The sequence below is a fragment of the Pseudoduganella sp. R-43 genome, from assembly GCF_049913255.1.
In the GTDB taxonomy this organism is placed as follows: domain Bacteria; phylum Pseudomonadota; class Gammaproteobacteria; order Burkholderiales; family Burkholderiaceae_D; genus Rugamonas.
Genome location: NZ_CP183988.1, coordinates 4,141,091 through 4,162,837, shown reverse-complemented (window position 1 = coordinate 4,162,837; position 21,747 = coordinate 4,141,091). Strand labels below are relative to the sequence as shown.

Below are 21,747 nucleotides of genomic sequence, written 5' to 3'. Positions count from 1 at the left end.
TCAAGCCTGCGCGATGCGGTGGTTGGACATCAGTTCAATTGCCTGGCACAGCGCGGAGTGGTCGAGGCCGGACAAGCCGTTGGCGGCGCAGGCGTTCATCAGTTCCTGCGTGGCCGAGGTGTTTGGCAACGACACGCCCAGCGCCTTGGCGCCCTGCAGGGCCAGGTTCAGGTCCTTCTGGTGCAGGGCAATGCGGAAGCCCGGGTTGAAGGTGCGCTTCACCATGCGCTCGCCATGCACCTCCAGGATGCGCGAGGATGCGAAGCCGCCCATCAGCGCTTCACGCACCTTCGCTGGATCGGCACCGGCCTTGGATGCGAACAGAAGCGCTTCGGCCACGGCCTGGATGTTCAGCGCCACGATGATCTGGTTGGCCACCTTGGTGGTCTGGCCGTCGCCGTTGCCGCCGATTAAGGTGATGTTCTTGCCCATCAGTTCGAACAGCGGCTTGACGGTGTCGAAGGCTTCCTGCGGTCCGCCGACCATGATGGTCAGCGAAGCCGCCTTGGCGCCCACTTCGCCGCCGGACACCGGAGCGTCCAGGTAGGCGCAGCTCTTTTTGTTGATCTTCTTGGCGAATTCCTTGGTGGCGATCGGCGAGATGGAACTCATGTCGACCACGATCTTGCCGGCGGAAAGGCCGGCTGCGATGCCGTCTTCCGAGAACAGGACTTCTTCCACCTGCGGGGTGTCGGGCACCATCAGGAAGATGATGTCGGCGCGCTTGGCAACTTCCATCGCGGAGGTGCAGACGGTGGCGCCGCCTTCGACCAGGTTGGCCGGCGGGTTCTTCACATCGTGCAGGTACAGTTTGTGGCCTGCCGCTTGCAGGTGACCGGCCATTGGGCCGCCCATGATGCCGAGACCGATGAATCCGAGTTTTTGCATTTTGCTTTCTCCTTTGGTTTACGCGGCCAGTTCAGCGCGCCAGCCGAGGCCCGCTTCCGTGCCCGCTTTTGGTTTGTATTCGCAGCCCACCCAGCCGTCGTAGCCGATTTCGTCCAGGAAGTTGAGCAGGTAGCGGTAATTGATTTCGCCGGTGCCCGGTTCGAAGCGGCCCGGATTGTCGGCCAGCTGGACATGCCTGATCACCGACAGGTGGTTCTTGATCGTGTTGGCCAGTTCGCCTTCCATGCGCTGCATGTGGTAGATGTCGTACTGCAGGAACAGGTTGTCCGAGCCGACCGATTCAATCAGGTCCAGGCCCTGGCGCGTTCCCGACAGGAAGAAGCCAGGAATATCGAAGGTGTTGATCGGTTCGATCAGCAGCGGAATGCCGGCCTTCTTCAACGCGGCAGCCGCGAACTTCAGGTTGCTCACCAGGACGGCACGGGCATCGGCATCGGCCACGCCTTGCGGCTTGATGCCGACCAGGCAATTGATGCGCTGGGTGCCCAGCACGCTGGCGTAGGCGAGGGCGGTTTCCACGCCCTGCTCGAATTCGCCGATGCGGTTCGGGTGGCAGGCGATGCCGCGCTCACCGCCGGCCCAGTTGCCGGCCGGGAGATTGTGCAGCACCATTTCCAGCTTGTGCTCTTCCAGTTGCTCGTGCACTTGCTGCGGTTCGAATTCATACGGAAACAGGAATTCCACGCCCGTGAAGCCGTTGCGCGCGGCGGCGCCGAAGCGTTCCAGGAAAGGCTGCTCGTTGAACAGCATGGTCAGGTTGGCAGCGAATTTAGGCATTTGCTTTCCTCTTATGCAGCGTCGATGATGTCGTTGAATTCATTGATGGCGTTGATCTCGGTGCCCATCGCGATATTGGTCACGCGCTCAAGGATCACTTCCACCACCACCGGCACGCTGTACTTGGCCATCAGCTCGCGGGCTTGTTCGAAGGCAGGGATGATGTCGTCCGGCTTGTGCACGCGGATCGCCTTGCAGCCCAGGCCTTCCACCACGGCCACGTGGTCGACGCCGTAGCCGTTCAGTTCCGGTGCGTTCACGTTCTCGAAGGACAGCTGCACGCAGAAGTCCATGTCGAAGCCGCGCTGCGACTGGCGGATCAGGCCCAGGTACGAGTTATTCACCAGCACGTGGATGTAAGGCAGCTTGAACTGCGCGCCCACTGCCAGCTCTTCGATCAGGAACTGGAAGTCGTAGTCGCCCGAAATCGCCACGATGTCGGTGCTCGGATCGGCGGCGCGCACGCCCAGCGCGGCAGGAATGGTCCAGCCGAGCGGGCCAGCCTGGCCGCAGTTGATCCAGTTGCGCGGCTGGTAGACGTGTAGGAATTGCGCTGCAGCGATCTGCGACAGGCCGATGGCCGAGACATAGCGCGTATTGCGGCCGAAGTACTTGTTCATCTCCTCGTACACGCGCAGCGGCTTGACCGGCACGTTGTCGTAGTCGGTACGGCGCAGCATGGTGCGCTTGCGGTGCTGGCACTGGGCCACCCAGCCGGTGCGGTCGCGTAGCTTGCCGGCGGCCTTCCATTCCTTGGCTACTTCGACGAACAGTTCCAGCGCGTAGCCGGCGTCGGACACAATGCCCAGGTCAGGGCCAAAGACGCGGCCGATCTGGGTTGGCTCGATATCCACGTGCACGAAGGTGCGGCCTTCGGTGAACACGTCGACCGAGCCGGTGTGGCGGTTCGCCCAGCGGTTGCCGATACCGATGATGAAGTCGGATGCCAGCACGGTGGCGTTGCCGTAGCGGTGGCTGGTCTGCAGGCCGGCCATGCCCGCCATCAGCGGGTGGTCGTCGGGGATGGTGCCCCAGCCCATCAGGGTGGGGATCACCGGCACGTTGACGATTTCCGCGAACTCCTGCAACAGGGCGGACGCATTGGCGTTGATGATGCCGCCGCCGGCGGTGATCAGCGGGTGCTCGGCCTCGTTCATCATTTGCAGCGCTTTCTCGACCTGGGCGCGCGAGGCGCGCGGCTTGAAGGCGTCCAGCGGGGTGTAGGTCCCGGGATCGAACTCGATCTGCGCCATCATCACGTCGAACGGCAGGTCGATCAGCACCGGGCCCGGACGGCCGGAGCGCATCAGGTGGAAGGCTTGCTGGAACACGCGCGGCACCTGGGCCGGCTCCAGCACCGTGGTCGCCATCTTGGTGACCGGCTTGGCGATGGACGAGATGTCGACGGCCTGGAAGTCTTCCTTGTGCAGGCGGGCGCGCGGCGCCTGGCCGGTAATGCACAGGATAGGGATCGAGTCCGCTTGCGCCGAATACAGGCCGGTGATCATGTCGGTGCCCGCAGGACCGGAGGTGCCGATGCAGACGCCGATATTGCCTGGGGCGGCGCGGGTATAGCCTTCTGCCATGTGGGAAGCGCCTTCGACGTGGCGCCCCAGGATGTGCTTGATCGTGCCGTTCTTTTTCAGTGCAGCGTACAGCGGATTGATGGCGGCGCCCGGTACGCCGAATGCGACCGAGATGCCTTCCTTCTGCAGTACGTGGACAGCCGCTTCGGCCGCCGTCATTTTTGCCATGGTGATCTCCTGATATGCATGCAAAGTCTGTTGTTGATGTTTTGTATGCTATAGGCGATGAGTTCCCCTGATAAGACGACAAAAAGTCGTTTCATTCGATACTCTGAGTATGGAATAATCAAATCCATGGACAAACTGAAGCAAATCGAGGCCTTCGTGGCCGTGGTCGAGAAAGGCAGCCTGGCGCGCGCGGCGCTGGAACAGAACATCACGCCTGTCATGCTGGGGCGCCGGATCGACGCTCTGGAAAAGCGTTTGGGCGTCAAACTGATGCACCGCACCACGCGCCACCTGACCCTGACGGAGCAGGGCAATGTCTTCCTTGAGGATTGCCGCAAGCTTCTCTCGGGCCTGGATATCGCCGAGCGCAATATTTCGGAAGGCCGGCACAAGGCGACGGGCCACCTGATCGTGTCCGCGCCAGCCTCGTTTGGGCGCCAGCATGTTGCACCGCACGCGCCGGCATTTTTAGCTGCCAATCCCGACGTGCAGATCTCGTTCAACCTGACCGACCAGGTGATCGACCTGGTGCGCGAGGGCTATGACCTGGGCATCCGCATCGGTGGCGTCATCGACCCCAGTTTCGTGGCAGTGCGGCTGGCGAAGAACCGCCGTGTTGTATGCGGCACACCGGACTACTTCGCCCGCAATGGCATTCCGCGCACCTTGGACGACCTGGCGCAGCACAACTGCCTGGCATTCAACCTGCAGGGCGGCCAGCAGCGCGGCTGGTATTTCCAGCAGGGCGGCAAGCCCGTCACGGTCAGGGTACAGGGGAACCTGGATTGCAACGACGGTGAGCTGCTGCATCGCTGGGCGTGCGAAAGCCTGGGGCTGGCGTGGCGATCAACGTGGGAAATCCAGGCGCAACTGGCGGAGGGCAGCCTGATTACGGTGCTGGACGATTTTGCGCTGCCCGATTACGACATCATGGCCGTCTACCTGCAGCAAAGGCATTTACCGGCGAAGATACGCTTCTTCATCGACGAGTTGAAGGAAGTCTATTCCCAGCCGGGCTACTGGACTAGGCCGACAGCGCTTGTTCCGGCAAACGCGGTTGCGACAGGAACACGGCGACTTCCGCCATCGCCTTGAACAGCGAGGCGGTCAGCAGCGCCACCTGCGTGCGCGAAGGATCGTTTTCGAGGTGGTTGACCGGCGTCAGTTCACGCATCAGGCGCGCGCGCACGATCTGCAGGCCGCATTGGCCAATGATGGTGGCGATGCGCGGCAACAGCTCGCGCATCTGCTGCATGGCTTCATTGCTGGCGGCGCCGATCTCCAGCACGACGCCAAGCTCGGACGGCTCCATCTGCACGACAACCTTGCCGATGTCGGGCAAGTTCATTTCCAGCCGCAGCGCCACGCGCGGCCGGCGGCGGCGCTGTTCCGGCGGCCCTTCGTCCTGGCCCGGATCGCGCGCCACGACGCGCAGCGTCAGTTTCTCGGCGCCCCAGGCGTAGACCGCGAAACGCCAGGCATCCAGTTCGGACACCAGGCCAGGGTGCGGGCGCCCGTCGCGCAGCACAGGCGGCGGCGGGTCGGCCATGAACAGGCTGGAGGGCACATGGCGGCCTTCGTTTTGCTGCTGCAACGCGGCGCGCTGTTCGCTATAGGTGCGCACCATGACTTGCCACGACGCGGCCAGCAAGGAGGTATCGGGGGTGTGCCAGACCATCTGGCGCAAGGGGAACAACTGGTTGGGCTGCATCGACAACGCTTCCTGCGAGAGCAGGGCGCCGATGGTGGCGCCGGCGGCAGCGGTGCTGCGGACCAGCTGGCCATGCTGCGCACCTTCCATCGCCTCGATCAGCGCACCGACGGAAGCGGGCAAGCCGCCCTGCAGCGCGAACTCGGGCGTGTCGCCCGGTGGCTGGGCAACCGGCGGAATCGGCTGGGCATTGACCTGGCCGGGATTTTCCCGGACCTGGCGGTCGTGGATGCTCAGGCTTGGATTGGAAGGAGTGACGCGATCGATTGCCATACAAACTGATAGTAATACGGCGATATAAAAAAAGCCAACCGCGTACGGTTGGCTTTTTCAGGCCACCTGCGGAATTACTGCAGCAGGGACAGGACCAGGGAGGACTGGCTGTTCGACTGTTTCAGCATGGCGGTGCCAGCTTGCAGCAGCATCTGCGAGGAGGTCATCTTCGCGGATTCGGAAGCGAAGTCAACGTCCATGATGCGGCCGGTTGCGTTCTTGGTGTTGGTCGAGATGTTGGCCAAGTTGTTGTAGACGTGGTCCAGACGGTTCGACACAGCACCCAGGTCGGAACGCAGGGCCGACACTTTGTCGATCGCGGTAGCAACGATGTTGATGGTGGCGTTCGCGGATGCGGTCAGTTCGGTGGTGGCACCGCCGGCTGCGGCACCGGTTGCGCCGTCGTAGTCTGCGGACACGGCTTCCAGGGCGGTGTCGATGGCGGTCAGGCTGGTGTCGAACTTGGCGTTCAGCTTTTCAGCGGAGTCAGCACCGATCTGGAAGTCAACACCAGCGGCAGCCGACAGCTTGCCGGTGGTCTTGGTCAGCAGTGCGGTACCGCCGAACTTGGTGTTGGTCATGATGTTCGACAGTTCGCTGGTCAGGGAGTTGAACTCGCTCTGCATTGCGGTCTTGTCGTTGGCGGTCGAGGAACCGTCAGCTGCCTGGGTTGCCAGGTCTTTCATGCGGTTCAGGATCGAGGTCACTTCGTCCAGCGCGCCTTCAGCGGTCTGCAGCAGGGAGATGGAGTTCTGGGTGTTGCGCATTGCGACGTTCATGCCGCTGGTCTGCACTTTCAGGCGGGTTGCAATCTGCAGGCCTGCAGCGTCGTCCATTGCCGAGTTGATGCGGAAGCCGGTGCTCAGGCGGGTCATCGAGGTCGACAGGGTGTTCTGAGTGCGGGTGATCGAGTTTTGTGCGGACAGGGCCGCTGCGTTGGTGTGAAGGCTCAGCATGATAACTCCTGGGTGGTTGGTTCAAATCGAGCAGCGGGTCTTTTTCTGCGCTCTCAGAAGTACAAGACGACCGTGGGGCCGGGAGCATTAAGTGCCGAGTGGAAATTTTTTTGATTTTTTTTGGCCGTTGCCAGGGTGACCATGGAAAAGGGGGCCGAAGCCCCCTTTGTCCTTACATATTCGGATAGTTCGGTCCGCCGCCACCTTCCGGCGTGATCCAGACGATGTTCTGGGTCGGGTCCTTGATATCGCAAGTCTTGCAATGCACGCAATTTTGCGCATTGATCTGCAGGCGGTCCTGGCCTTCGTCGGTCTTGACGAATTCGTATACGCCGGCAGGGCAGTAGCGTGATTCGGGTCCTGCAAACTTGGCAAGGTTCACATTCACCGGCACCGAGTTGTCCTTCAGCGTCAGGTGGATAGGCTGGTCTTCCGCGTGGTTGGTATTCGAGATGAATACCGACGATAGGCGGTCGAAGGTCAGCTTGCCATCCGGCTTGGGATAGGTGATCGGGGTGAATTCCGAAGCAGGGCGCAGGCAGGCGTGGTCGGGCGTCGAATGGTGCAGGGTCCAAGGCGCCTTGCCGCGGAACACGATCTGGTCGATCCCAGTCATCAGGGAGCCCAGGTACAGTCCCTTCTTCAGCCAAGGCTTGACGTTACGCGCCACGTGCAGTTCTTCATGCAGCCAGGACTGCTCGAAGGCGGTCGGGTAGGCTACCAGCTCGTCGGCGGAACGGCCGGCGCCCAGCGCAGCCACCACTGCTTCCGCGGCCAGCATGCCCGACTTGATTGCAGCGTGCGAGCCCTTGATACGGCTCATGTTCAGGAAGCCGGCGTCGCAACCGATCAGGGCGCCGCCCGGGAACACCAGCTTAGGCAGCGATTGCAGGCCGCCGGCGGTAATGGCGCGGGCACCGTAGGAAATGCGCTTGGCGCCTTCAAAGAAGGTGCGGATTTCCGGATGGGTCTTGTAGCGCTGGAATTCTTCGTAGGGCGACAGGTAAGGGTTCTCGTAATCGAGGCCGACCACGTAGCCGACGACGACCTGGTTGTTTTCCAGATGGTAGAGGAAAGAACCGCCGTAAGTCTTGGTGTCCAGCGGCCAGCCGGTGGTGTGGATCACCAGGCCCGGCTTGTGCTTGGCAGGATCGATTTCCCACAGTTCCTTGATGCCGATGCCGTAGGACTGGGGGTCCTTGCCCTTGTTCAGGTCGTACTTGGCCATCAACTGCTTGCCCAGGTGGCCACGCGCACCTTCGGCGAACAGGGTGTACTTGCCGTGCAGCTCCATGCCGAGCTGGAAGTCAGGGCCTGGTTCGCCATCGCGCTTCACACCCATATTGCCGGTCGCAACCCCTTTGACGGAACCGTCGTCGTTGTACAGGATTTCAGCGCCGGTGAAGCCAGGGAAGATTTCCACGCCCAGCGCTTCGGCTTGCTGGCCCAGCCAGCGCACCACATTGCCCAGCGAAATCACGTAATTGCCGTGGTTCTCGAAACACTTCGGCAGCATGAAGTTCGGGGTCTTGTATGCCTTGGTCTCGGTCAGGAACAGCACGCGGTCTTCGGTGACTGCGGTGTTCAGCGGAGCGCCCAGCTCTTTCCAGTTGGGGATCAGTTCGGTGATCGCCTTTGGGTCCATCACAGCGCCGGACAGGATATGGGCGCCGAGTTCGCCGCCTTTTTCCAGCACGACCACGGAGGTATCCGGGTTCAGCTGCTTGATCTTGATCGCTGCCGACAGGCCAGCAGGGCCGCCGCCAACGATCACAACGTCGTACTCCATTGCCTCGCGCGGGCCGTACTGTTCTACAAGGTTGCTCATAGTGTTTTTATAAGAATGATGGAAAATTCGGTGCTGGAAATAGAACGAGTGTGCTCTTTTTTCCCGGGTATTGCAACGGTGGCGCCATTGTGAGGGCTAATATTAGACGTGGCAATCTAATAAGGAGGTTTTTTGTGTCATCATGGCGGAACGGAATTATAAGGAGTGGCCGGTGGGGATCGAAGTTAATTTTGAGGGCAAGATCGCCCTGATCACAGGCGCCTCCAGCGGTCTCGGCGCCCGTTTTGCCAAGGTGCTGGCGAAAGCAGGTTGCCAGGTGGTACTGGCCTCGCGCCGCATCGAACGCCTGAAGGAACTGCGTGCAGAAATCGAAGCCGATGGCGGCGCCGCCCATGTGGTGACGCTGGATGTGACCGATTATGCGAGCATCAAATCCGCCATCGCCCACGCTGAAACCGAAGCGGGGCCGATCGACATCCTGGTGAACAATTCTGGTGTATCAATGACGCAACGCTTGCTCGATGTGTCGCCGGAAGATTATGACTTTGTCATGGATTGCAACCTGCGCGGCGCCTTTTTCGTGGCGCAGGAAACGGCCAAGCGCATGATTGCGCGCGCCAAGGGCGATCCGCGCAAGCAGCACCGCATCATCAATATCGCCTCGGTGGCCGGGCTGCGCGTGTTGCCGCAGATTGGCGTCTACTGCATGAGCAAGGCGGGCGTGGTGCAGATGACCAAGGCCATGGCGGTGGAGTGGGGCAAATATGGCATCAACACCAACGCGATTTGCCCGGGCTATATCGAGACCGAAATCAACGAGGATTACTTCGCCAGCGACCAGGGCAAGCGCCTGATCGACATGCTGCCGCGCAAGCGGGCGGGCAAGCCGGAGGACCTGGATGGCTTGCTGCTGTTGTTGGCGGGCGATGAGGCGCACTTTATCAATGGTGCCATTATCTCGGCCGATGATGGCATGATGGCGGGCTGAAAACCGGTAAACCGGGGTCTGACCCGAAGGGTCAGACCCCCGACGGTTTCAGGGTCCCGAGGCTGGTTCCTGGACTTCGACTCTTTGAAAAGATCAACAACGCACAACCGTAACTCCAGGCGGTGCCGCTGACAGGGTCAGACCCTTGGGTCTGACCCAGATTTACCGGTTCTAGCGTGCCCCAGCCAGTTTATGGACCAGTTCCGTGGCGGTAGCAGCACCGAACTTGCGCATCAAGGAAGCCCGATGCATCTCCACCGTCCGCGGCGACAAGCCGGCATCGCGCGCAATCATCTTGCTGGTCTTGCCTTCGACGAGCAGCGCCGCGATTTCGCGTTCACGCGGCGTGAGGGCCGCCGACACCGGCCGCTGCTCCGACACGTCCTCGAACGTCCAGATCCCGGCCCCAAGCGGCTGCGCCGTCTCCAGTGCGCGCCCGGTCACGTGGCACCAGAACAGTTCTCCATTGGCGCGCCGCATGATGCGCTCATCCGAATAACGCCCTTTGGCATTCATGATCGGGATAATGCGGTCACCGGTGCGCAAGTATTCGTCCTGCGTCGGGTACAGCACCTGGAACGATTGCCCATCCAGTTCGCCCGCTCCGTAGCCGAACATGGCGGCCAGCGCGTCATTGCCGGCCTTGATCACGCGCTGGTCCGACACGCACATGCCTACCGGGGCGAACTTGAAGATGGACTCATAATTGATCGGCATTGCGGTATTTCTACGGTATTGAAGTTTGGGCGGGCGTATTCTATCCTCAATCGCCTTCTGGCCATTTGAACAAGGAGACATAATGAACAAGATTTACCCGGATGCCAAGGCCGCCCTGGCCGGCATCGTGGCCGACGGCCAAACCATCGCGGTCGGCGGTTTCGGCCTGTGCGGCATTCCCGAGGCGTTGATCGCCGCCCTGCGCGATAGCGGGGCAACGGGCCTGACCGCGATTTCCAACAATGCCGGCGTGGACGGCTTCGGCCTGGGCCAATTGCTGGAAACCCGCCAGATCAGGAAAATGATCTCCTCCTACGTGGGCGAGAACAAGGAATTCGCGCGCCAGTTCCTGGCCGGCGAACTGGAACTGGAATTCACACCGCAAGGCACGCTGGCTGAAAAGCTGCGCGCCGGCGGCGCCGGCATTCCGGCCTTCTTCACCAAGACCGGCGTCGGCACCATTGTCGCCGACGGCAAGGAGATCCGTGAATTCGACGGCGAACAGTATGTGATGGAACGTTCGCTGGTGGCCGACGTTTCGCTGGTCAAGGCCTGGAAGGCCGACAAGAGCGGCAACCTGGTATTCCGCAAGACCTCGCGCAACTTCAACCCGAACGTCGCCGCCGCAGGCAAGGTCTGCGTGGTGGAAGTGGAAGAGATCGTCGAAGTCGGGGCCATCGACCCGGATGCCGTGCACCTGCCGGGCATCTACGTGCACCGCATCGTGCTCAACGCCACCCCGGAAAAACGCATTGAACAGCGCACCGTGCGTGCCAACTAAGGAGAAGACAACATGGCATGGACTCGTGATGAAATGGCCGCGCGCGCGGCAAAAGAGCTGCAGGATGGCTTTTATGTGAACCTGGGCATCGGCTTGCCGACGCTGGTGGCCAACTACGTGCCGCAAAATATCGAAGTGTTCCTGCAGTCGGAAAACGGCTTGCTGGGCATCGGCCCCTTCCCGACCGAAAGCGAAGTGGATGCGGACCTGATCAACGCCGGCAAGCAGACCGTGACCGCGTTGCCTGGCGCTGCTTACTTCAGCTCCGCCGACTCGTTCGCCATGATCCGGGGCGGCAAGATCAACCTGGCAATCCTGGGCGCGATGCAGGTGTCGGAAAAGGGTGACCTGGCCAACTGGATGATCCCCGGCAAAATGGTAAAGGGCATGGGCGGCGCGATGGACCTGGTGGCGGGCGTCAAGAAGGTGGTCGTGCTGATGGAGCACGTCGCCACCGCCAAGGATGGCTCGACCTCGCACAAGCTGTTGAAGAAATGCGACCTGCCGCTGACCGGCGTGGGCGTGGTGGACATGATCATCACCGACCTCGGCGTGATGGAAGTGACGCCGACCGGCATCAATGTGACCGAACTGGCCCCAGGCGTAACGCGCGAAGAAATCGCCGCTGCTTCCGGCGTGGAGCTGTCGTTCGCCTGAGCACGCAGCCAAAGAAAAAAAGGGGCGCCTGCTGGCGTCCCTTTTTTGTATCGATACGGCTGTCAGGAAAGAGGGGAGCCGATGCGCCCCCGTTTCCTACTGGCCTTTGACGTAAGTGTATTTACGTTTGCGGACCGATTTGATGTTCGGATTGATACGCGTCGACTGGATCGGCGCCGCTGTACCGCCGATGCCGATCCCAACAGTTACGCGGGGAGGCTCAGTGCCAGTGCCAGGCCTGCCCGGGTCGCCTGTCTCGCCCACCCTGCGGACTTTCACACCACGGGCCAGCACCGGCGAAGGTGGCAGGCCGCCACCGGCAAACACGGAGGAGCGGTTGCCGCCGCAGATGCCGTCGGCACCAATGGCGCCAGAGGCGTTGAACAGGTTAACCACGTAACCGCGTGCTTCACCCAGGGCGGTGGAGCAGCTTGCCGCGTTGCCGACAATCGGACGGTTGGTACTGAACATGACAGTGCCGCCGGCGATCAGGGACGAGGTCACGACCTGTTCGCCCTTCTGCAATTCCATGAACCAGCCGCGGGTGCTGCCGTTCGGCAGGACGTTCGGCGAATTGCAGCTGGTCGACGCCGTGCTGTTGGTCAGGCTGGCGTCAAGGTTCAGCCCAGCCTCGTCAGTTGTGGGCCGCAGGGACAGGTCGTCGAGCGCCACGTAGAAGCGGTTGGCGGTCGACTCGTAAGGATACTGCCACGACAGCGGGTGCTCACGGTCGCCGCTGCCCAGGGCCAGGTAGACGAAGCCCTTGTTGTACAGTAGGGCCGGGCCGAACATGAATTTGCGCGGGCTGCTGGCCTGGTTGGTGTAGGCCACGCGGTACATGCGCCAGTTGCCGGCCGTGAGCTGTGCTTTGGTGGTGGGGCTATCGATGAAGTCGATGCGGTAGATATTGCCGCCAAGGTCGGCCGCGTAGGCGTAGTCAACCATGCCGTCGTTGTCGATGTCGACCATCGACACGTCGCCGACGACGCTGCGCTTGGTCCTGAAGCTGGCCAACTGGGAGCCGGTTTCCGCGTCCATGATGTAGACGTATCCGCCTTTGCCTGCCACGCAGGTGGGGGCGCCGGTGTTGGCGTCTTCGCAGTTGTCGTAGCCGCCACCCATCACGATCACTGGCTTGCTGGGCGAGTAGCCTTTGACGAAGGCCAGCGCCGGGATGGACCAGGTCTGGCCGATGCCATCGAAGCCCGGGGTGCAGCCGCTGTCATTGGTCAGGTTCGGGCAACCTACCGACCACATCAGGCGTGGGCTGTCGATATCGGTCACGTCCAGGCCGTATACCATGCGGCCACCGCGGCGCATGGTCGGGTAGATCCAGATCTTCTTGGGATCGTTGGCATCGACCGGCAGGTTCTGGAACACGCCGGTGGAACCGTCGAAGAAGTAGTCTTTCGGGCTGCCGACGGCAGCCACGTCGCCGGGACCGGACACGTTCGGGTAGTTCACCAGCGGGGTCTGGTCTTTCAGGCGCGACAGGCGGCTGAAGAATTCAGGGGCGACAAAGGCCCAGCGTTCCTTGCCGTTGCTGGCATCGACTGCGCGGAAGAAGCCATCGTTGGCGCCGTAGAAGACGAACACGTTGTTCTCGTCATAGGCCAGCGGCAGCGGGCGCGAGTGGATCACGTCGCCGTGGATCGACGGGCGGGTGGTGGTGGTTGGCATGTTGTCGCCGCGCTCCTGCGTGACGTCCGCGCCCTTGATGAAGTTGACCACGTCGGCTGGCAAGCCGCTGTTGGTGGTGTTGAAGGCCACCAGCGAGGTGCCACCCGGGACGCGGGTGTACAAGGTGCGGTTGACGGCATAGGTCGGGTCGCCGGTGAAGCTCGGGTCGTTACCGTTGCGCAGCATCTGCGCCGCCGCGCCTTTTTCAACCGATGGTCCGTCCGGCGCGTCGGAATAGGGCGAGACGCCGCGCGGCAAGGCCTTGCAGCCGCTCGCTGGGTCCGGGTTCAGCCCGAGGTTCTCCCAATACGGCCCCTTCTGGACGGTCCAGAAGCTTTGCGCGCAATCGGTGATGAAGCCGGTATTGTCGTTGACTGCCAGGTTGGCGTTGGCGTCGCCCAGCTTGACCTCGGCGCCATCCAGGACCAGCTGGTAGCGTTTCAGATTGCCAAACCAGCGGGGCTTGGCATCCGGGTCGGGGCGGAACATGCCAATGAAGACCTGGTTCTGGTTTTGCGAACGGTTGGTGGCGTTCACTGGCAGCGAAGTTGACGCGAACGTCGAGTTCACAGCCAGCACCTCGCCAATGATCTGGTTCAAAGCATCGAGGATGGCTTGCTGGCTCTTGGCGGCGAAGTATTTGCCGCCGCCGGCGCGCGCCATGCTCAGCATCAGCTTGGTGTGCTCGATGTTTTGCTGGGCGTTGTACACGTCGATCGTGTAGAACGTGACCTTGGACTTCATCGTGCTGGCCGGAATCGGCACGCCCTTGTCGTGCATGAAGCGCGCCCACTCGTCGGCATTCCAGGGATTGGAATCGGTGGTTTCGCCGCCGGTCGGCACGTTGGTCACGGTGCTGTTGACGCCGTTGATTGCATACGATGAGGTGCCGACCGGGCAGATCTTGCTGCCGTCGTTCAGGGGCGAGCCTATCCTGCAGCCGTCAGTGTAGTTGCCGCAGGTGGTGGGCCACGGCGCCATGTTCAGCTCATTGCCGGCGGCGCTCTGGCTCGAGTAGCAGACCGAGGTCTGGCCGATATTGGTGACGCTCTCGACGGTCTGGGTCGAGAAGTTCGGCAGGCCGAGCTGCTTGGTGCTACCGCCCAGGCTCTGCAACTGGGTCGTGTTGGCGGAATCGTCCTTGGTCGGGCCGCTCTGGTCCGGGTTGGTGACGAAGATCACGATCGTCTTGGCGCAGCTGGCGTCGTCGGTCAGCGGCGACTTGAACGGCACCCAGCGGCTAACGTAGCCGGCGGGATCGGCGATCGAGCTCGGCGTGACGCCCTGCGCGGCGGAGTAGCCGGGACGGCCGCCGAGGTAGTTGTACACGTCGTACATCAGGTTGCCGTACATCGTGCCCGAGTTGCGCTTTTCGATCGGGCTGGTAATGGCGCCGTCGATGGTGTTGAGCCGGTTGTTGAACTGGTTCTTTGCCGACGCGGTCATCGGCTGCACTTGGAAGCGCACGAAGCCGCCATTGTCGTTGGCGTTGCCGTCGGTGACGAACTCAAACAGGCCGACGTTGACCTTGTCGTTCAGGGTGGCAATCGCGTCCTTGATGGCGCGTACCTCGGACTGGCCCTGGGACAGGCCGCCGGGCCACTTCTGCGACTGGCGCGACCAGTTGGACGTATTGTCCAGCACGATCAGGATGCGTGGATTGATCGAGGTGCCGGCAGAGGCCCCGGTGAAAATATCGATGTCGTCAGCGCCAGCCGGGAACGACAGGAGGGTGGCGCATGCACCGAGGCTGGCGGCCGCGGTGATCATTAGCTTTTTTTGCATGGCTGGCTCTCAAATAAAAGCGGGCTAGTTATCTATTTACAGGAGGTTTCGACATTGTCGGTAGAGACGCGCATGGCGACGCCTTGCACCATCTGGACTTCCGATTGAACCTGCTGGTCCTGGCTGGTGGCCGTCATTTCCCAGGTCGAGTCGGCACACATTGAATCGCCCCTTTGTGCCCCGACGATCAGGCCATCGTTGCTGGAGCCGACGCTGCAGCCCCGGTCTTCTTCGTTCTGCAAATCGAGTTCAGACGTCTTGATTTTGCGGACTTTGACGCAGCGCGCCGCGCTCAGGGAGGTAACGATATCGACCACGCCGTCGCCATTGACGTCGAAACAGCGATGGTTACTGTTCAGGCAAGGCTGGTCCAGTGCATCGGATGGCGTGTCGAAGAAGCGGGTGCTGGACATGGCCTCGTCGAGCACGCTGCGGCTGGCCGCAATGCCTTCGTCGCGGTTCTGCATATTGTTGACCACCTGGATGCTGGACTTGCCAAGGTTGAAGGTGGTCATGGCCAGCAAGGTGAGCAGCACCAGCATGACCAGCGCCACGACCATCGTCATGCCGCTTTGCTGGCGGAGTGCAGGGTGTTTCATCAGGATTTCCTTCCGGCCACGTTAGGCAGGCCAATCAGTGAGGTGAAAACGTGGCGTTTGTATTTGTCGTTGGCGGCGCTGATGACGTTCTGCTGGCCATTCTCGTTCGCGCCGAGGACGTAGGACTTGCGGTCGGTGTGACCCACGGACGGGCTCAGGGTGCGCGCCAGCAAGTGCAGCTTGACAGAAACCACATTGCCCCACTCGGTATCGTTGACATGCGGGGTGAAGCTGTCGGCGACGCCGTCGCCACTAGTGTCCAGGCCATATTCGAGCTGCATGTTTTCGATGCCTTCGGCCAGCGGCACGATCTGGACCGACATGACGCCGCCCTTGCTCACCACCTCGGCGCGCTTGAGAGTGGGGACGCCATCGCGCGCCATGCTGTTGTTGGCGACGAAGTAGATATGGGTCAGCAGGCGCCGCACGTCGGCCGGCGTACCGCTGTTGATGGCCGCCGTGCAGTTGTACTGGTGCAGCGTGAAGCCGTTGTTGATCTCGGAGATCTGGTAGTGTTTGTTCTTGTCGCTGGAACCGAGTTCATAGTCGTTGGAGCATTGCGAAGCCTGGAAGAAGGGGCCACCGGCAGCCTCGTCCTCGCAATCGGCGGCGCCGACCACGCAGGTCTGGGTATGGCGCACCACCACCACGTCGGTATTGGCCTTGACGTCGGACAGGCAACCGAGCGAATTGCTGTTGTCGTAGCCTTGCACCGCAAAGGCGATGTCACCGCGGATGGCTGTCAGGTCGAGCGTGCAGGGATCCGGCAGGACGGTTGGCGCCGCCAGTTCCACCGGGTCGTACTCGGCGTAATAGCCGGCGTTGCGCAAGTCGCCGGTCATCAGTTGCATGGCGTAGCGCCCGTTTTCCACCTGGCGGTTGGCGCGCTCGATTTCCATTTGCGCGGCGCTATTGTTGTTGAACAGGGTCGACAAGCCGGCAAGCAGGAGGAGGCCGACGGCGACCGCCACCATCATTTCAACCAACGTAAAACCTTGCGCGCGTCGGCGATGTATCTGCATGAATGGGCTCCTCATTTGCAGTCAAGTTGAGGAATCAGGACCTGGGCGGCAATCAGGCGGCGATAGCTTTCGTCGCCGAATTGATTGCGGCCGCAGTCCAGCGATGGAGCCTGGGTGGCGTGCAAGCCCTGCCAGGCAACAGCGACCTGGACGATGCCCGGCTTGCAAACGCCGGCGCTGGGATCGGCTGCCTGCAGCAGGGTAATGCAGCCGCGTGCGCCAATCATGGCGCCGACCTTGGTACTGCTGTCGGTTTCAGCCGCGCCTTTCAGCAGGTTGCTCCACTCGCAGACATCACGCGCGGCGCCGGCGCCGAGGCCGCTGCAATCGGCTGGCTGCGCATCGCCGGTGCCGATATTGGCTGACTCGTAGGCCGCGCTGTTCTGAGGGTTGCCTTGCACGCGGGCAGTCATGTCGTCCAGCAGGATGACCGCCTGGGCGCGCTGGTAGGATTCGATCGATCCGACGCTGGCCTTGGACTGGAAGACCGCAATGCCGAGCAGGCCGAAAGCCAGGATCACAATGGTGACCAGGACTTCAATCATAGTGACGCCGTGTTGGCGAGGCATGGTGGGTCTTAGCATGATGTAGGTTGCACGTTCGGGCGGCCGCCAAGGTCAATCCTGATGCAGCTGGCTTTGCCGGTGGAGGCCGTCAGGGAGAACTGCGGGTTGGCATCGCCCTTGACGCGGCCGGCAGCGGTAAACGTCACGCCAGCGGCGGGGCCGGACACGGTGATCGACGGGCGCGTCACAAACATGGCCAGGGCCGGTTCGCCGGCGTTCGGGCTAGGGATGCTCCAGCCAGTATTCCAGCTGGCCGAGGGGGAAATCGACACGTCCTTGTTGCGCTTGATGGCCTCGCTGCGCGCGCGCAGGATACTGGTGAACAGGTCGCTTGATGTACTCTTCAGGCGCTGGTTGGCGATGAAGTCCTGCATTGCAGGCGCGCCGAGCGCCGCCAGGATACCGATCACGACCACCACCATCAGCATTTCAGGAAGGCCGAAGCCGGATTGGCGCTTCATGGCTTCACCACTTGTCAGCCGGCAGCTTGCTGCCGGCCTGGTCGATGGTGAGGGCGCCGTCGGATTCCTGGCGACTGCCGGCGATAGGGGTCGCCGTGATGGTGAACTTTGGCGGCGGGCCGGCATCAGTCTGGATGGTAATCGTGTACCACTTGGACACGGCAGCAGGCGTTTGCATGTTCAGGCCGCTGACCGAATCCTTGTAGACACGTGCATCGGCCAGGAATTGCTGCTCGCGCTGGGCCAGGTCGATCAGGTGCTGCTGCGCAGCGGCGCGGTTACCCTTTACGATATAGCGGGTGTAGCTGGGAAGGGCGATGGAAGCGAGGATCCCGACGATGGCGACGGTAATCATCAATTCAATCAAGGTAAAGCCACGGTGGCTGGGGAATTTCATCCTGGCGTCCGTTTCTGGGGGCATGATTAGTGAGTTCATTCTAGGTTGCATGTTTCCGTGTGTCAACATTTGCCTCGTGACTCTTCGTTACATTCTAACCACAAAAAAAGACAGGCCCCATGCACAATTGCATGGGGCCTGTCTTAGTGGTAAAGAAGCTACGGGCTTACTCGGCGGTAGCGGCCAGGGCTTCCGCGGCGGCCGGCTGGGCCGCTGCATGCAGCGGGGTAGGATTGGCCAGTTCACGCTTCAGGGTGTCCATGTCCAGCTCGCCTTCCCACTTGGCGACCACCAGGGTAGCCACGCCGTTGCCGACGAAGTTGGTCAGGGCGCGGCATTCGCTCATGAAGCGGTCGATGCCGAGGATCAGGGCCATGCCTGCCACCGGGATGGTTGGCACCACGGCCAGGGTGGCTGCCAGGGTGATGAAGCCGGCGCCGGTGATGCCGGAGGCGCCTTTCGAGGTCAGCATGGCGACGCCGAGGATGGTCAGTTGCTGCCACAGCGTCAGGTCGGTGTTGGTGGCCTGGGCTACGAACAGGGCGGCCATGGTCATGTAGATATTGGTGCCGTCCAGGTTGAAGGAGTAGCCGGTCGGCACCACCAGGCCAACCACAGGCTTGGAGGCGCCCAGTTTTTCCAGCTTGCGCATCAGCGAAGGCAGGGCGCTTTCCGAGGAGGAGGTGCCCAGCACGATCAGCAGTTCTTCCTTGATGTAGGAAATGAAGCGGCCGATCGAGAAGCCGGTGTACTTGGCGATCATTCCCAGCACGATGAACACGAACAGGAAGCAGGTCAGATAGAACGAACCCATCAGCTTGGCCAGCGGCAGCAGGGAAGCGATGCCGTATTTCCCGATGGTGAAGGCCATGGCGCCGAAGGCGCCGATAGGGGCGGCCTTCATGATGATGTTGACCATGCCGAAGAAGGCGTGCGATACCTCGTCGACCAGCTTGGTGACCGGACGGCCGCGCTCGCCGAGCAGCGACAGGGCAAAGCCGAACAGCACGGCAACCAGCAGCACCTGCAGGATGTCGCCCTTGGCGAAGGCATCGAACACGGTGTTAGGGATGATGTTCAGCAGGAAGTCGGTGGTGGTCAGCGCCTTGGTCTTTTCCGTGTACTGGGCGATGGACTTGGTGTCCAGCGTGTGCGGATCGGCGTTGAAGCCGGCGCCTGGCTGCATGAAGTTGGCTACGGCGAGGCCGATGACCAGGGCGAAGGTGGACACGATCTCGAAGTAGATCAGTGCCTTGCCGCCGACGCGGCCGATCTTTTTCACGTCCTGCATGCCGGCGATGCCGCTCACCACGGTGCAGAAAATGACCGGGGCAATGATCATTTTGATCAGTTTGATAAAACCGTCGCCAAGCGGTTTCATGGCGACTGCGTCGGTCGGCAGGTAGATGCCGAGCAGGATGCCGCAGAAGATGGCGAACAGTACCTGGACGTACAGTACTTTATAGAAGGGTTTCTTTTCCATGATGAGGGGGCCTCGTTTGTCTCCGAATATTCCCATCATGGCAAACGGGTTGTCTTGCCGCTATTGTGTCTATCCCCATTGTGGAAAACCACAATCGGCCGGATGCTGCAGCGCCGCAGGCCATATAATCCTGGCATGACACTGCAACCCTACCTCGATACCTTTCCCCAATTGGCAGACGGCGTGTTCGTCCACCAGTCCGCGCAAATTATCGGCGACGTCAATGTCGGCCGAGATGCCTCGATCTGGTGCAATGCGGTTGTGCGCGGCGATGTGAACCGCATTACGATCGGCGAAGGCAGCAATGTGCAGGATTTCGCCATGTGCCATGTGTCGCACCGCTCGGCCGCCAAGCCGGAAGGCGCCGCCCTGACGATCGGGAAGTACGTCACCATTGCCCATTCGGTGCTGTTGCACGGCTGCACCATCGGCGACGAATGCCTGGTTGGCATGGGCTCGATCATCATGGACGACGTGGTGATCGAAAAGCATGTGATGGTGGGGGCGGGCAGCCTGGTGGCTCCCGGCAAGGTGCTGAAGAGCGGCGGGCTGTATGTCGGCCGGCCCGCGATGCGCATCCGCGAGCTGACCGAACAGGAGATTGCGCACTTCAAATACTCGGCCGAGCACTCTATGCGCCTGAAGAACAACTACCTGGCGCAAAAAGCCTGATTACTGGGCGACCCAGCCGCCGTCCATATTCCACGCCACGCCGCGCATCTGCCGGGCCGCATCGGAGCACAGGAAGACGGCCATGGCCCCGAGCTCCTCAGGCGTGACGAATTCGCCGGACGGCTGCTTCTCCGCCAGCAGTGCCGCTTTGGCTGCGTCGTTGGACAGGCCTTCCTTCTCGGCGCGCGCATCGACCTGTTTCTGCACCAGCGGAGTCAGGACCCAGCCCGGACAGATCGCGTTGCAGGTGATGCCGGTCTTGGCAGTTTCCAGAGCGGTGGCTTTGGTAAAGCCCACCAGGCCGTGCTTGGCCGCGACATAGGCCGACTTGCCGGCCGAAGCAACCAGCCCGTGCACCGAAGCGAGGTTGATGATGCGTCCCCAGTTGCGCGCCTTCATATGCGGCAGCGCCAGGCGGGTGGTGTGGAAGGCCGAAGTCAGGTTGATGGCAATGATGGCGTCCCAGCGCTCGGCCGGAAAGTCCTCGACATTGGCCACGTGCTGGATGCCGGCGTTGTTCACCAGGACGTCGACGCCGCCGAACTTCTGGGCGGCATAGGCCATCATGGCCTCGATATCGGCCGGCTTGCTCATGTCCGCGCCATGGTAGCCTGCCTGCACGCCGAATTCGGCGGCCAGCGATTCCTGCAGCTTCGCGATCTCGCCTGCATCGCCAAAGCCGTTCAATACGATGTTGGCGCCTTCGGCTGCCAGGCTGCGTGCGATGCCCAGGCCGATGCCGGAGGTGGAGCCGGTTACGAGCGCAGTTTTGCCGCGCAAAGTCGTGCTGACCATTTGGTCCCCTATAATTAGTTAGCCAATGTAGAATGTAGCGCAAAAACCAATAGCGAAACAACAGCGCGGGGAGCGAGGAACCGAATGCCAGAAGCGAAAATCAAGTCCGTTCAGTGTTTCTCCATGTCTGGCCTGCACCAGATGGCATACAAGGAATGGGGCGAGGAAGATAACCCGAATGTGCTGGTTTGCGTGCACGGCGTGACCCGGGTTTCGGACGATTTCGACAATCTTGCACAGTCACTGTGCAAGGAATACCGTGTGGTTTGCCCCGACGTGGTGGGCCGCGGCCGTTCCGGCAGCCTGGTGAACCCCCAGCTTTACCGCCTTCCCCAATATGTCAGCGATATGGTGACCTTGCTGGCGCGCGTGCTGGCCAATGGCGAGCGGCAGAGCGTGGACTGGTTCGGCACCTCGATGGGCGGCCTGATCGGCATGGGCCTGGCTTCGCTGCCGGACAGCCCGGTCAGCAAGCTGGTATTGAACGATATCGGCCCCACATTGGATGCGGTGGCGATCCAGCGCATCGGCGATTACATTGCCCAGGAAGTGCGCTTCCCGACTTTCAAGGCCGGCGCCGAATTCGTGAAGATGGTGTCGGCTACCTTCGGCGAGCACACCGATGCGGAATGGCACAAGCTGGCCGCCGACGTGCTGCGCCAGGACAAGGACGGCTCGTGGGTACGCCACTACGATATGGGCCTGGCCTTGCCTTTCCAGTCGGTGACGCCGGAGTCGGCCAAGGCTGACGAAGCGATGCTGTGGGCTGCCTACGATGCGATCCGCTGCCCGACCTTGCTGGTGCGCGGCGCCAACTCCGACTTGCTGTCGCGCGAAACGGCGCAAGCGATGACGCAGCGCGGCCCGAAGGCCAAACTGGTGGAGATCCCGAACGTTGGCCATGCGCCGACCTTCCTGCACGACGACCAGATCGCGATTGCGAAAGATTTTTTGTTGAACCACTAAGAGAGAAGC

At 61.7% G+C, this 21,747-nt stretch carries 21 protein-coding genes; 6 read left to right on the top strand and 15 right to left on the bottom strand.

Going from position 1 to position 21,747, the window contains the following annotated elements:
• From glxR to gcl, 3 genes are read right to left on the bottom strand one after another with little or no spacing between them, the layout of a single operon-like run.
• The gene (gene glxR, locus ACN9M3_RS18790) at nucleotides 1–888 is read right to left on the bottom strand and encodes a 2-hydroxy-3-oxopropionate reductase (protein WP_426318284.1); all 888 of its coding nucleotides are present in this window, start codon (nucleotides 886–888) and stop codon (nucleotides 1–3) included.
• A gap of 18 nt (nucleotides 889–906) precedes the next feature.
• Nucleotides 907–1,686, bottom strand: coding sequence for a hydroxypyruvate isomerase (gene hyi / locus ACN9M3_RS18785; RefSeq protein WP_426162015.1), 780 nt, complete (start codon nucleotides 1,684–1,686; stop codon nucleotides 907–909).
• 11 nt (nucleotides 1,687–1,697) lie between these two features.
• Nucleotides 1,698–3,440 (bottom strand): glyoxylate carboligase, encoded by a 1,743-nt coding sequence (gcl, locus tag ACN9M3_RS18780; protein ID WP_426162014.1) that lies wholly within the window; start codon nucleotides 3,438–3,440, stop codon nucleotides 1,698–1,700.
• Nucleotides 3,441–3,566: 126 nt separating this feature from the next.
• Here gcl and ACN9M3_RS18775 point away from each other — a divergent pair, with 126 nt between their 5' ends.
• Nucleotides 3,567–4,535 carry a LysR family transcriptional regulator gene (locus tag ACN9M3_RS18775; protein WP_426318283.1) on the top strand — a complete coding sequence of 323 codons (969 nt, stop codon included), beginning with the start codon at nucleotides 3,567–3,569 and terminating at the stop codon, nucleotides 4,533–4,535.
• On the opposite strand, the gene ACN9M3_RS18770 is transcribed toward ACN9M3_RS18775, so the two are convergent.
• The 3 genes from ACN9M3_RS18770 to ACN9M3_RS18760 all read right to left on the bottom strand — a co-directional run bounded on the left by ACN9M3_RS18770 (nucleotide 4,465) and on the right by ACN9M3_RS18760 (nucleotide 8,169).
• Nucleotides 4,465–5,424 carry a hypothetical protein gene (locus ACN9M3_RS18770; RefSeq protein WP_426318282.1) on the bottom strand — a complete coding sequence of 320 codons (960 nt, stop codon included), beginning with the start codon at nucleotides 5,422–5,424 and terminating at the stop codon, nucleotides 4,465–4,467. The two genes, ACN9M3_RS18775 and ACN9M3_RS18770, sit on opposite strands and share 71 nt — an antisense overlap.
• A gap of 74 nt (nucleotides 5,425–5,498) precedes the next feature.
• On the bottom strand, nucleotides 5,499–6,380 hold the full coding sequence (locus tag ACN9M3_RS18765) for a flagellin (RefSeq protein ID WP_426162010.1): 882 nt from the start codon (nucleotides 6,378–6,380) through the stop codon (nucleotides 5,499–5,501).
• 172 nt (nucleotides 6,381–6,552) lie between these two features.
• Nucleotides 6,553–8,169: an electron transfer flavoprotein-ubiquinone oxidoreductase gene (locus ACN9M3_RS18760; protein ID WP_426323789.1), complete on the bottom strand. Its 1,617-nt coding sequence runs from the start codon at nucleotides 8,167–8,169 to the stop codon at nucleotides 6,553–6,555.
• 211 nt (nucleotides 8,170–8,380) lie between these two features.
• On the opposite strand from ACN9M3_RS18760, the gene ACN9M3_RS18755 reads away from it, so the two are divergent.
• The gene (locus ACN9M3_RS18755; RefSeq protein ID WP_090436401.1) at nucleotides 8,381–9,157 is read left to right on the top strand and encodes an SDR family oxidoreductase; all 777 of its coding nucleotides are present in this window, start codon (nucleotides 8,381–8,383) and stop codon (nucleotides 9,155–9,157) included.
• Between the two features lie 171 nt (nucleotides 9,158–9,328).
• Here ACN9M3_RS18755 and ACN9M3_RS18750 read toward each other — a convergent pair whose 3' ends face one another.
• Nucleotides 9,329–9,874 (bottom strand): LuxR C-terminal-related transcriptional regulator, encoded by a 546-nt coding sequence (locus ACN9M3_RS18750; protein WP_426162009.1) that lies wholly within the window; start codon nucleotides 9,872–9,874, stop codon nucleotides 9,329–9,331.
• An 82-nt stretch (nucleotides 9,875–9,956) separates the two neighbouring features.
• On the opposite strand from ACN9M3_RS18750, the gene ACN9M3_RS18745 reads away from it, so the two are divergent.
• On the top strand, nucleotides 9,957–10,655 hold the full coding sequence (locus ACN9M3_RS18745; protein ID WP_426318281.1) for a CoA transferase subunit A: 699 nt from the start codon (nucleotides 9,957–9,959) through the stop codon (nucleotides 10,653–10,655).
• Between the two features lie 12 nt (nucleotides 10,656–10,667).
• The gene (locus ACN9M3_RS18740; protein ID WP_426318280.1) at nucleotides 10,668–11,312 is read left to right on the top strand and encodes a CoA transferase subunit B; all 645 of its coding nucleotides are present in this window, start codon (nucleotides 10,668–10,670) and stop codon (nucleotides 11,310–11,312) included.
• 96 nt (nucleotides 11,313–11,408) lie between these two features.
• Here ACN9M3_RS18740 and ACN9M3_RS18735 read toward each other — a convergent pair whose 3' ends face one another.
• The 7 genes from ACN9M3_RS18735 to ACN9M3_RS18705 all read right to left on the bottom strand — a co-directional run bounded on the left by ACN9M3_RS18735 (nucleotide 11,409) and on the right by ACN9M3_RS18705 (nucleotide 19,305).
• Nucleotides 11,409–14,777, bottom strand: coding sequence for a pilus assembly protein (locus ACN9M3_RS18735; protein ID WP_426318279.1), 3,369 nt, complete (start codon nucleotides 14,775–14,777; stop codon nucleotides 11,409–11,411).
• A 32-nt stretch (nucleotides 14,778–14,809) separates the two neighbouring features.
• Complete coding sequence (locus ACN9M3_RS18730) at nucleotides 14,810–15,376, bottom strand: hypothetical protein (protein ID WP_426318278.1); 567 nt, start codon at nucleotides 15,374–15,376, stop codon at nucleotides 14,810–14,812.
• Entirely contained in the window at nucleotides 15,376–16,398 is a 1,023-nt protein-coding gene (locus ACN9M3_RS18725) for a PilW family protein (RefSeq protein WP_426162004.1), read from the bottom strand. Before ACN9M3_RS18725 ends, ACN9M3_RS18730 begins: the two co-directional genes overlap by 1 nt.
• 11 nt (nucleotides 16,399–16,409) lie before the next feature.
• The gene (locus ACN9M3_RS18720; protein ID WP_426318277.1) at nucleotides 16,410–16,967 is read right to left on the bottom strand and encodes a type IV pilus modification PilV family protein; all 558 of its coding nucleotides are present in this window, start codon (nucleotides 16,965–16,967) and stop codon (nucleotides 16,410–16,412) included.
• Nucleotides 16,968–16,975: 8 nt separating this feature from the next.
• Nucleotides 16,976–17,425, bottom strand: coding sequence for a GspH/FimT family pseudopilin (locus tag ACN9M3_RS18715; protein WP_426318276.1), 450 nt, complete (start codon nucleotides 17,423–17,425; stop codon nucleotides 16,976–16,978).
• Between the two features lie 4 nt (nucleotides 17,426–17,429).
• Nucleotides 17,430–17,822, bottom strand: a complete 393-nt coding sequence (locus ACN9M3_RS18710; protein ID WP_426318275.1) for a type IV pilin protein — start codon at nucleotides 17,820–17,822, stop codon at nucleotides 17,430–17,432.
• 166 nt (nucleotides 17,823–17,988) lie between these two features.
• Nucleotides 17,989–19,305, bottom strand: a complete 1,317-nt coding sequence (locus ACN9M3_RS18705) for a dicarboxylate/amino acid:cation symporter (RefSeq protein WP_426318274.1) — start codon at nucleotides 19,303–19,305, stop codon at nucleotides 17,989–17,991.
• A 135-nt stretch (nucleotides 19,306–19,440) separates the two neighbouring features.
• Between ACN9M3_RS18705 and ACN9M3_RS18700 the strand changes: the two genes are divergently transcribed.
• Nucleotides 19,441–19,977, top strand: coding sequence for a gamma carbonic anhydrase family protein (locus ACN9M3_RS18700; RefSeq protein ID WP_426318273.1), 537 nt, complete (start codon nucleotides 19,441–19,443; stop codon nucleotides 19,975–19,977).
• Here ACN9M3_RS18700 and ACN9M3_RS18695 read toward each other — a convergent pair whose 3' ends face one another.
• Nucleotides 19,978–20,772, bottom strand: a complete 795-nt coding sequence (locus tag ACN9M3_RS18695; RefSeq protein WP_426318272.1) for a 3-hydroxybutyrate dehydrogenase — start codon at nucleotides 20,770–20,772, stop codon at nucleotides 19,978–19,980.
• A gap of 84 nt (nucleotides 20,773–20,856) precedes the next feature.
• Here ACN9M3_RS18695 and ACN9M3_RS18690 point away from each other — a divergent pair, with 84 nt between their 5' ends.
• Nucleotides 20,857–21,738 carry an alpha/beta fold hydrolase gene (locus tag ACN9M3_RS18690; protein ID WP_426161995.1) on the top strand — a complete coding sequence of 294 codons (882 nt, stop codon included), beginning with the start codon at nucleotides 20,857–20,859 and terminating at the stop codon, nucleotides 21,736–21,738.
• The last annotated feature ends 9 nt before the right edge of the window (nucleotides 21,739–21,747 follow it).

Excerpts from the sequence above, each read along its gene's own strand:
- ACN9M3_RS18700 (WP_426318273.1), top strand. The coding sequence starts at position 19,441 with ATGACACTGCAACCCTACCTCGATACCTTTCCCCAATTGGCAGACGGC.
- ACN9M3_RS18690 (WP_426161995.1), top strand. The coding sequence starts at position 20,857 with ATGCCAGAAGCGAAAATCAAGTCCGTTCAGTGTTTCTCCATGTCTGGC.
- ACN9M3_RS18775 (WP_426318283.1), top strand. The coding sequence starts at position 3,567 with ATGGACAAACTGAAGCAAATCGAGGCCTTCGTGGCCGTGGTCGAGAAA.
- ACN9M3_RS18745 (WP_426318281.1), top strand. The coding sequence starts at position 9,957 with ATGAACAAGATTTACCCGGATGCCAAGGCCGCCCTGGCCGGCATCGTG.
- ACN9M3_RS18695 (WP_426318272.1), bottom strand. The coding sequence starts at position 20,772 with ATGGTCAGCACGACTTTGCGCGGCAAAACTGCGCTCGTAACCGGCTCC.
- hyi (WP_426162015.1), bottom strand. The coding sequence starts at position 1,686 with ATGCCTAAATTCGCTGCCAACCTGACCATGCTGTTCAACGAGCAGCCT.
- ACN9M3_RS18760 (WP_426323789.1), bottom strand. The coding sequence starts at position 8,169 with ATGGAGTACGACGTTGTGATCGTTGGCGGCGGCCCTGCTGGCCTGTCG.
- gcl (WP_426162014.1), bottom strand. The coding sequence starts at position 3,440 with ATGGCAAAAATGACGGCGGCCGAAGCGGCTGTCCACGTACTGCAGAAG.
- ACN9M3_RS18710 (WP_426318275.1), bottom strand. The coding sequence starts at position 17,822 with ATGAAATTCCCCAGCCACCGTGGCTTTACCTTGATTGAATTGATGATT.
- glxR (WP_426318284.1), bottom strand. The coding sequence starts at position 888 with ATGCAAAAACTCGGATTCATCGGTCTCGGCATCATGGGCGGCCCAATG.
- ACN9M3_RS18770 (WP_426318282.1), bottom strand. The coding sequence starts at position 5,424 with ATGGCAATCGATCGCGTCACTCCTTCCAATCCAAGCCTGAGCATCCAC.
- ACN9M3_RS18715 (WP_426318276.1), bottom strand. The coding sequence starts at position 17,425 with ATGAAGCGCCAATCCGGCTTCGGCCTTCCTGAAATGCTGATGGTGGTG.
- ACN9M3_RS18750 (WP_426162009.1), bottom strand. The coding sequence starts at position 9,874 with ATGCCGATCAATTATGAGTCCATCTTCAAGTTCGCCCCGGTAGGCATG.
- ACN9M3_RS18705 (WP_426318274.1), bottom strand. The coding sequence starts at position 19,305 with ATGGAAAAGAAACCCTTCTATAAAGTACTGTACGTCCAGGTACTGTTC.
- ACN9M3_RS18740 (WP_426318280.1), top strand. The coding sequence starts at position 10,668 with ATGGCATGGACTCGTGATGAAATGGCCGCGCGCGCGGCAAAAGAGCTG.
- ACN9M3_RS18730 (WP_426318278.1), bottom strand. The coding sequence starts at position 15,376 with ATGAAACACCCTGCACTCCGCCAGCAAAGCGGCATGACGATGGTCGTG.
- ACN9M3_RS18725 (WP_426162004.1), bottom strand. The coding sequence starts at position 16,398 with ATGCAGATACATCGCCGACGCGCGCAAGGTTTTACGTTGGTTGAAATG.
- ACN9M3_RS18720 (WP_426318277.1), bottom strand. The coding sequence starts at position 16,967 with ATGCCTCGCCAACACGGCGTCACTATGATTGAAGTCCTGGTCACCATT.
- ACN9M3_RS18765 (WP_426162010.1), bottom strand. The coding sequence starts at position 6,380 with ATGCTGAGCCTTCACACCAACGCAGCGGCCCTGTCCGCACAAAACTCG.
- ACN9M3_RS18735 (WP_426318279.1), bottom strand. The coding sequence starts at position 14,777 with ATGCAAAAAAAGCTAATGATCACCGCGGCCGCCAGCCTCGGTGCATGC.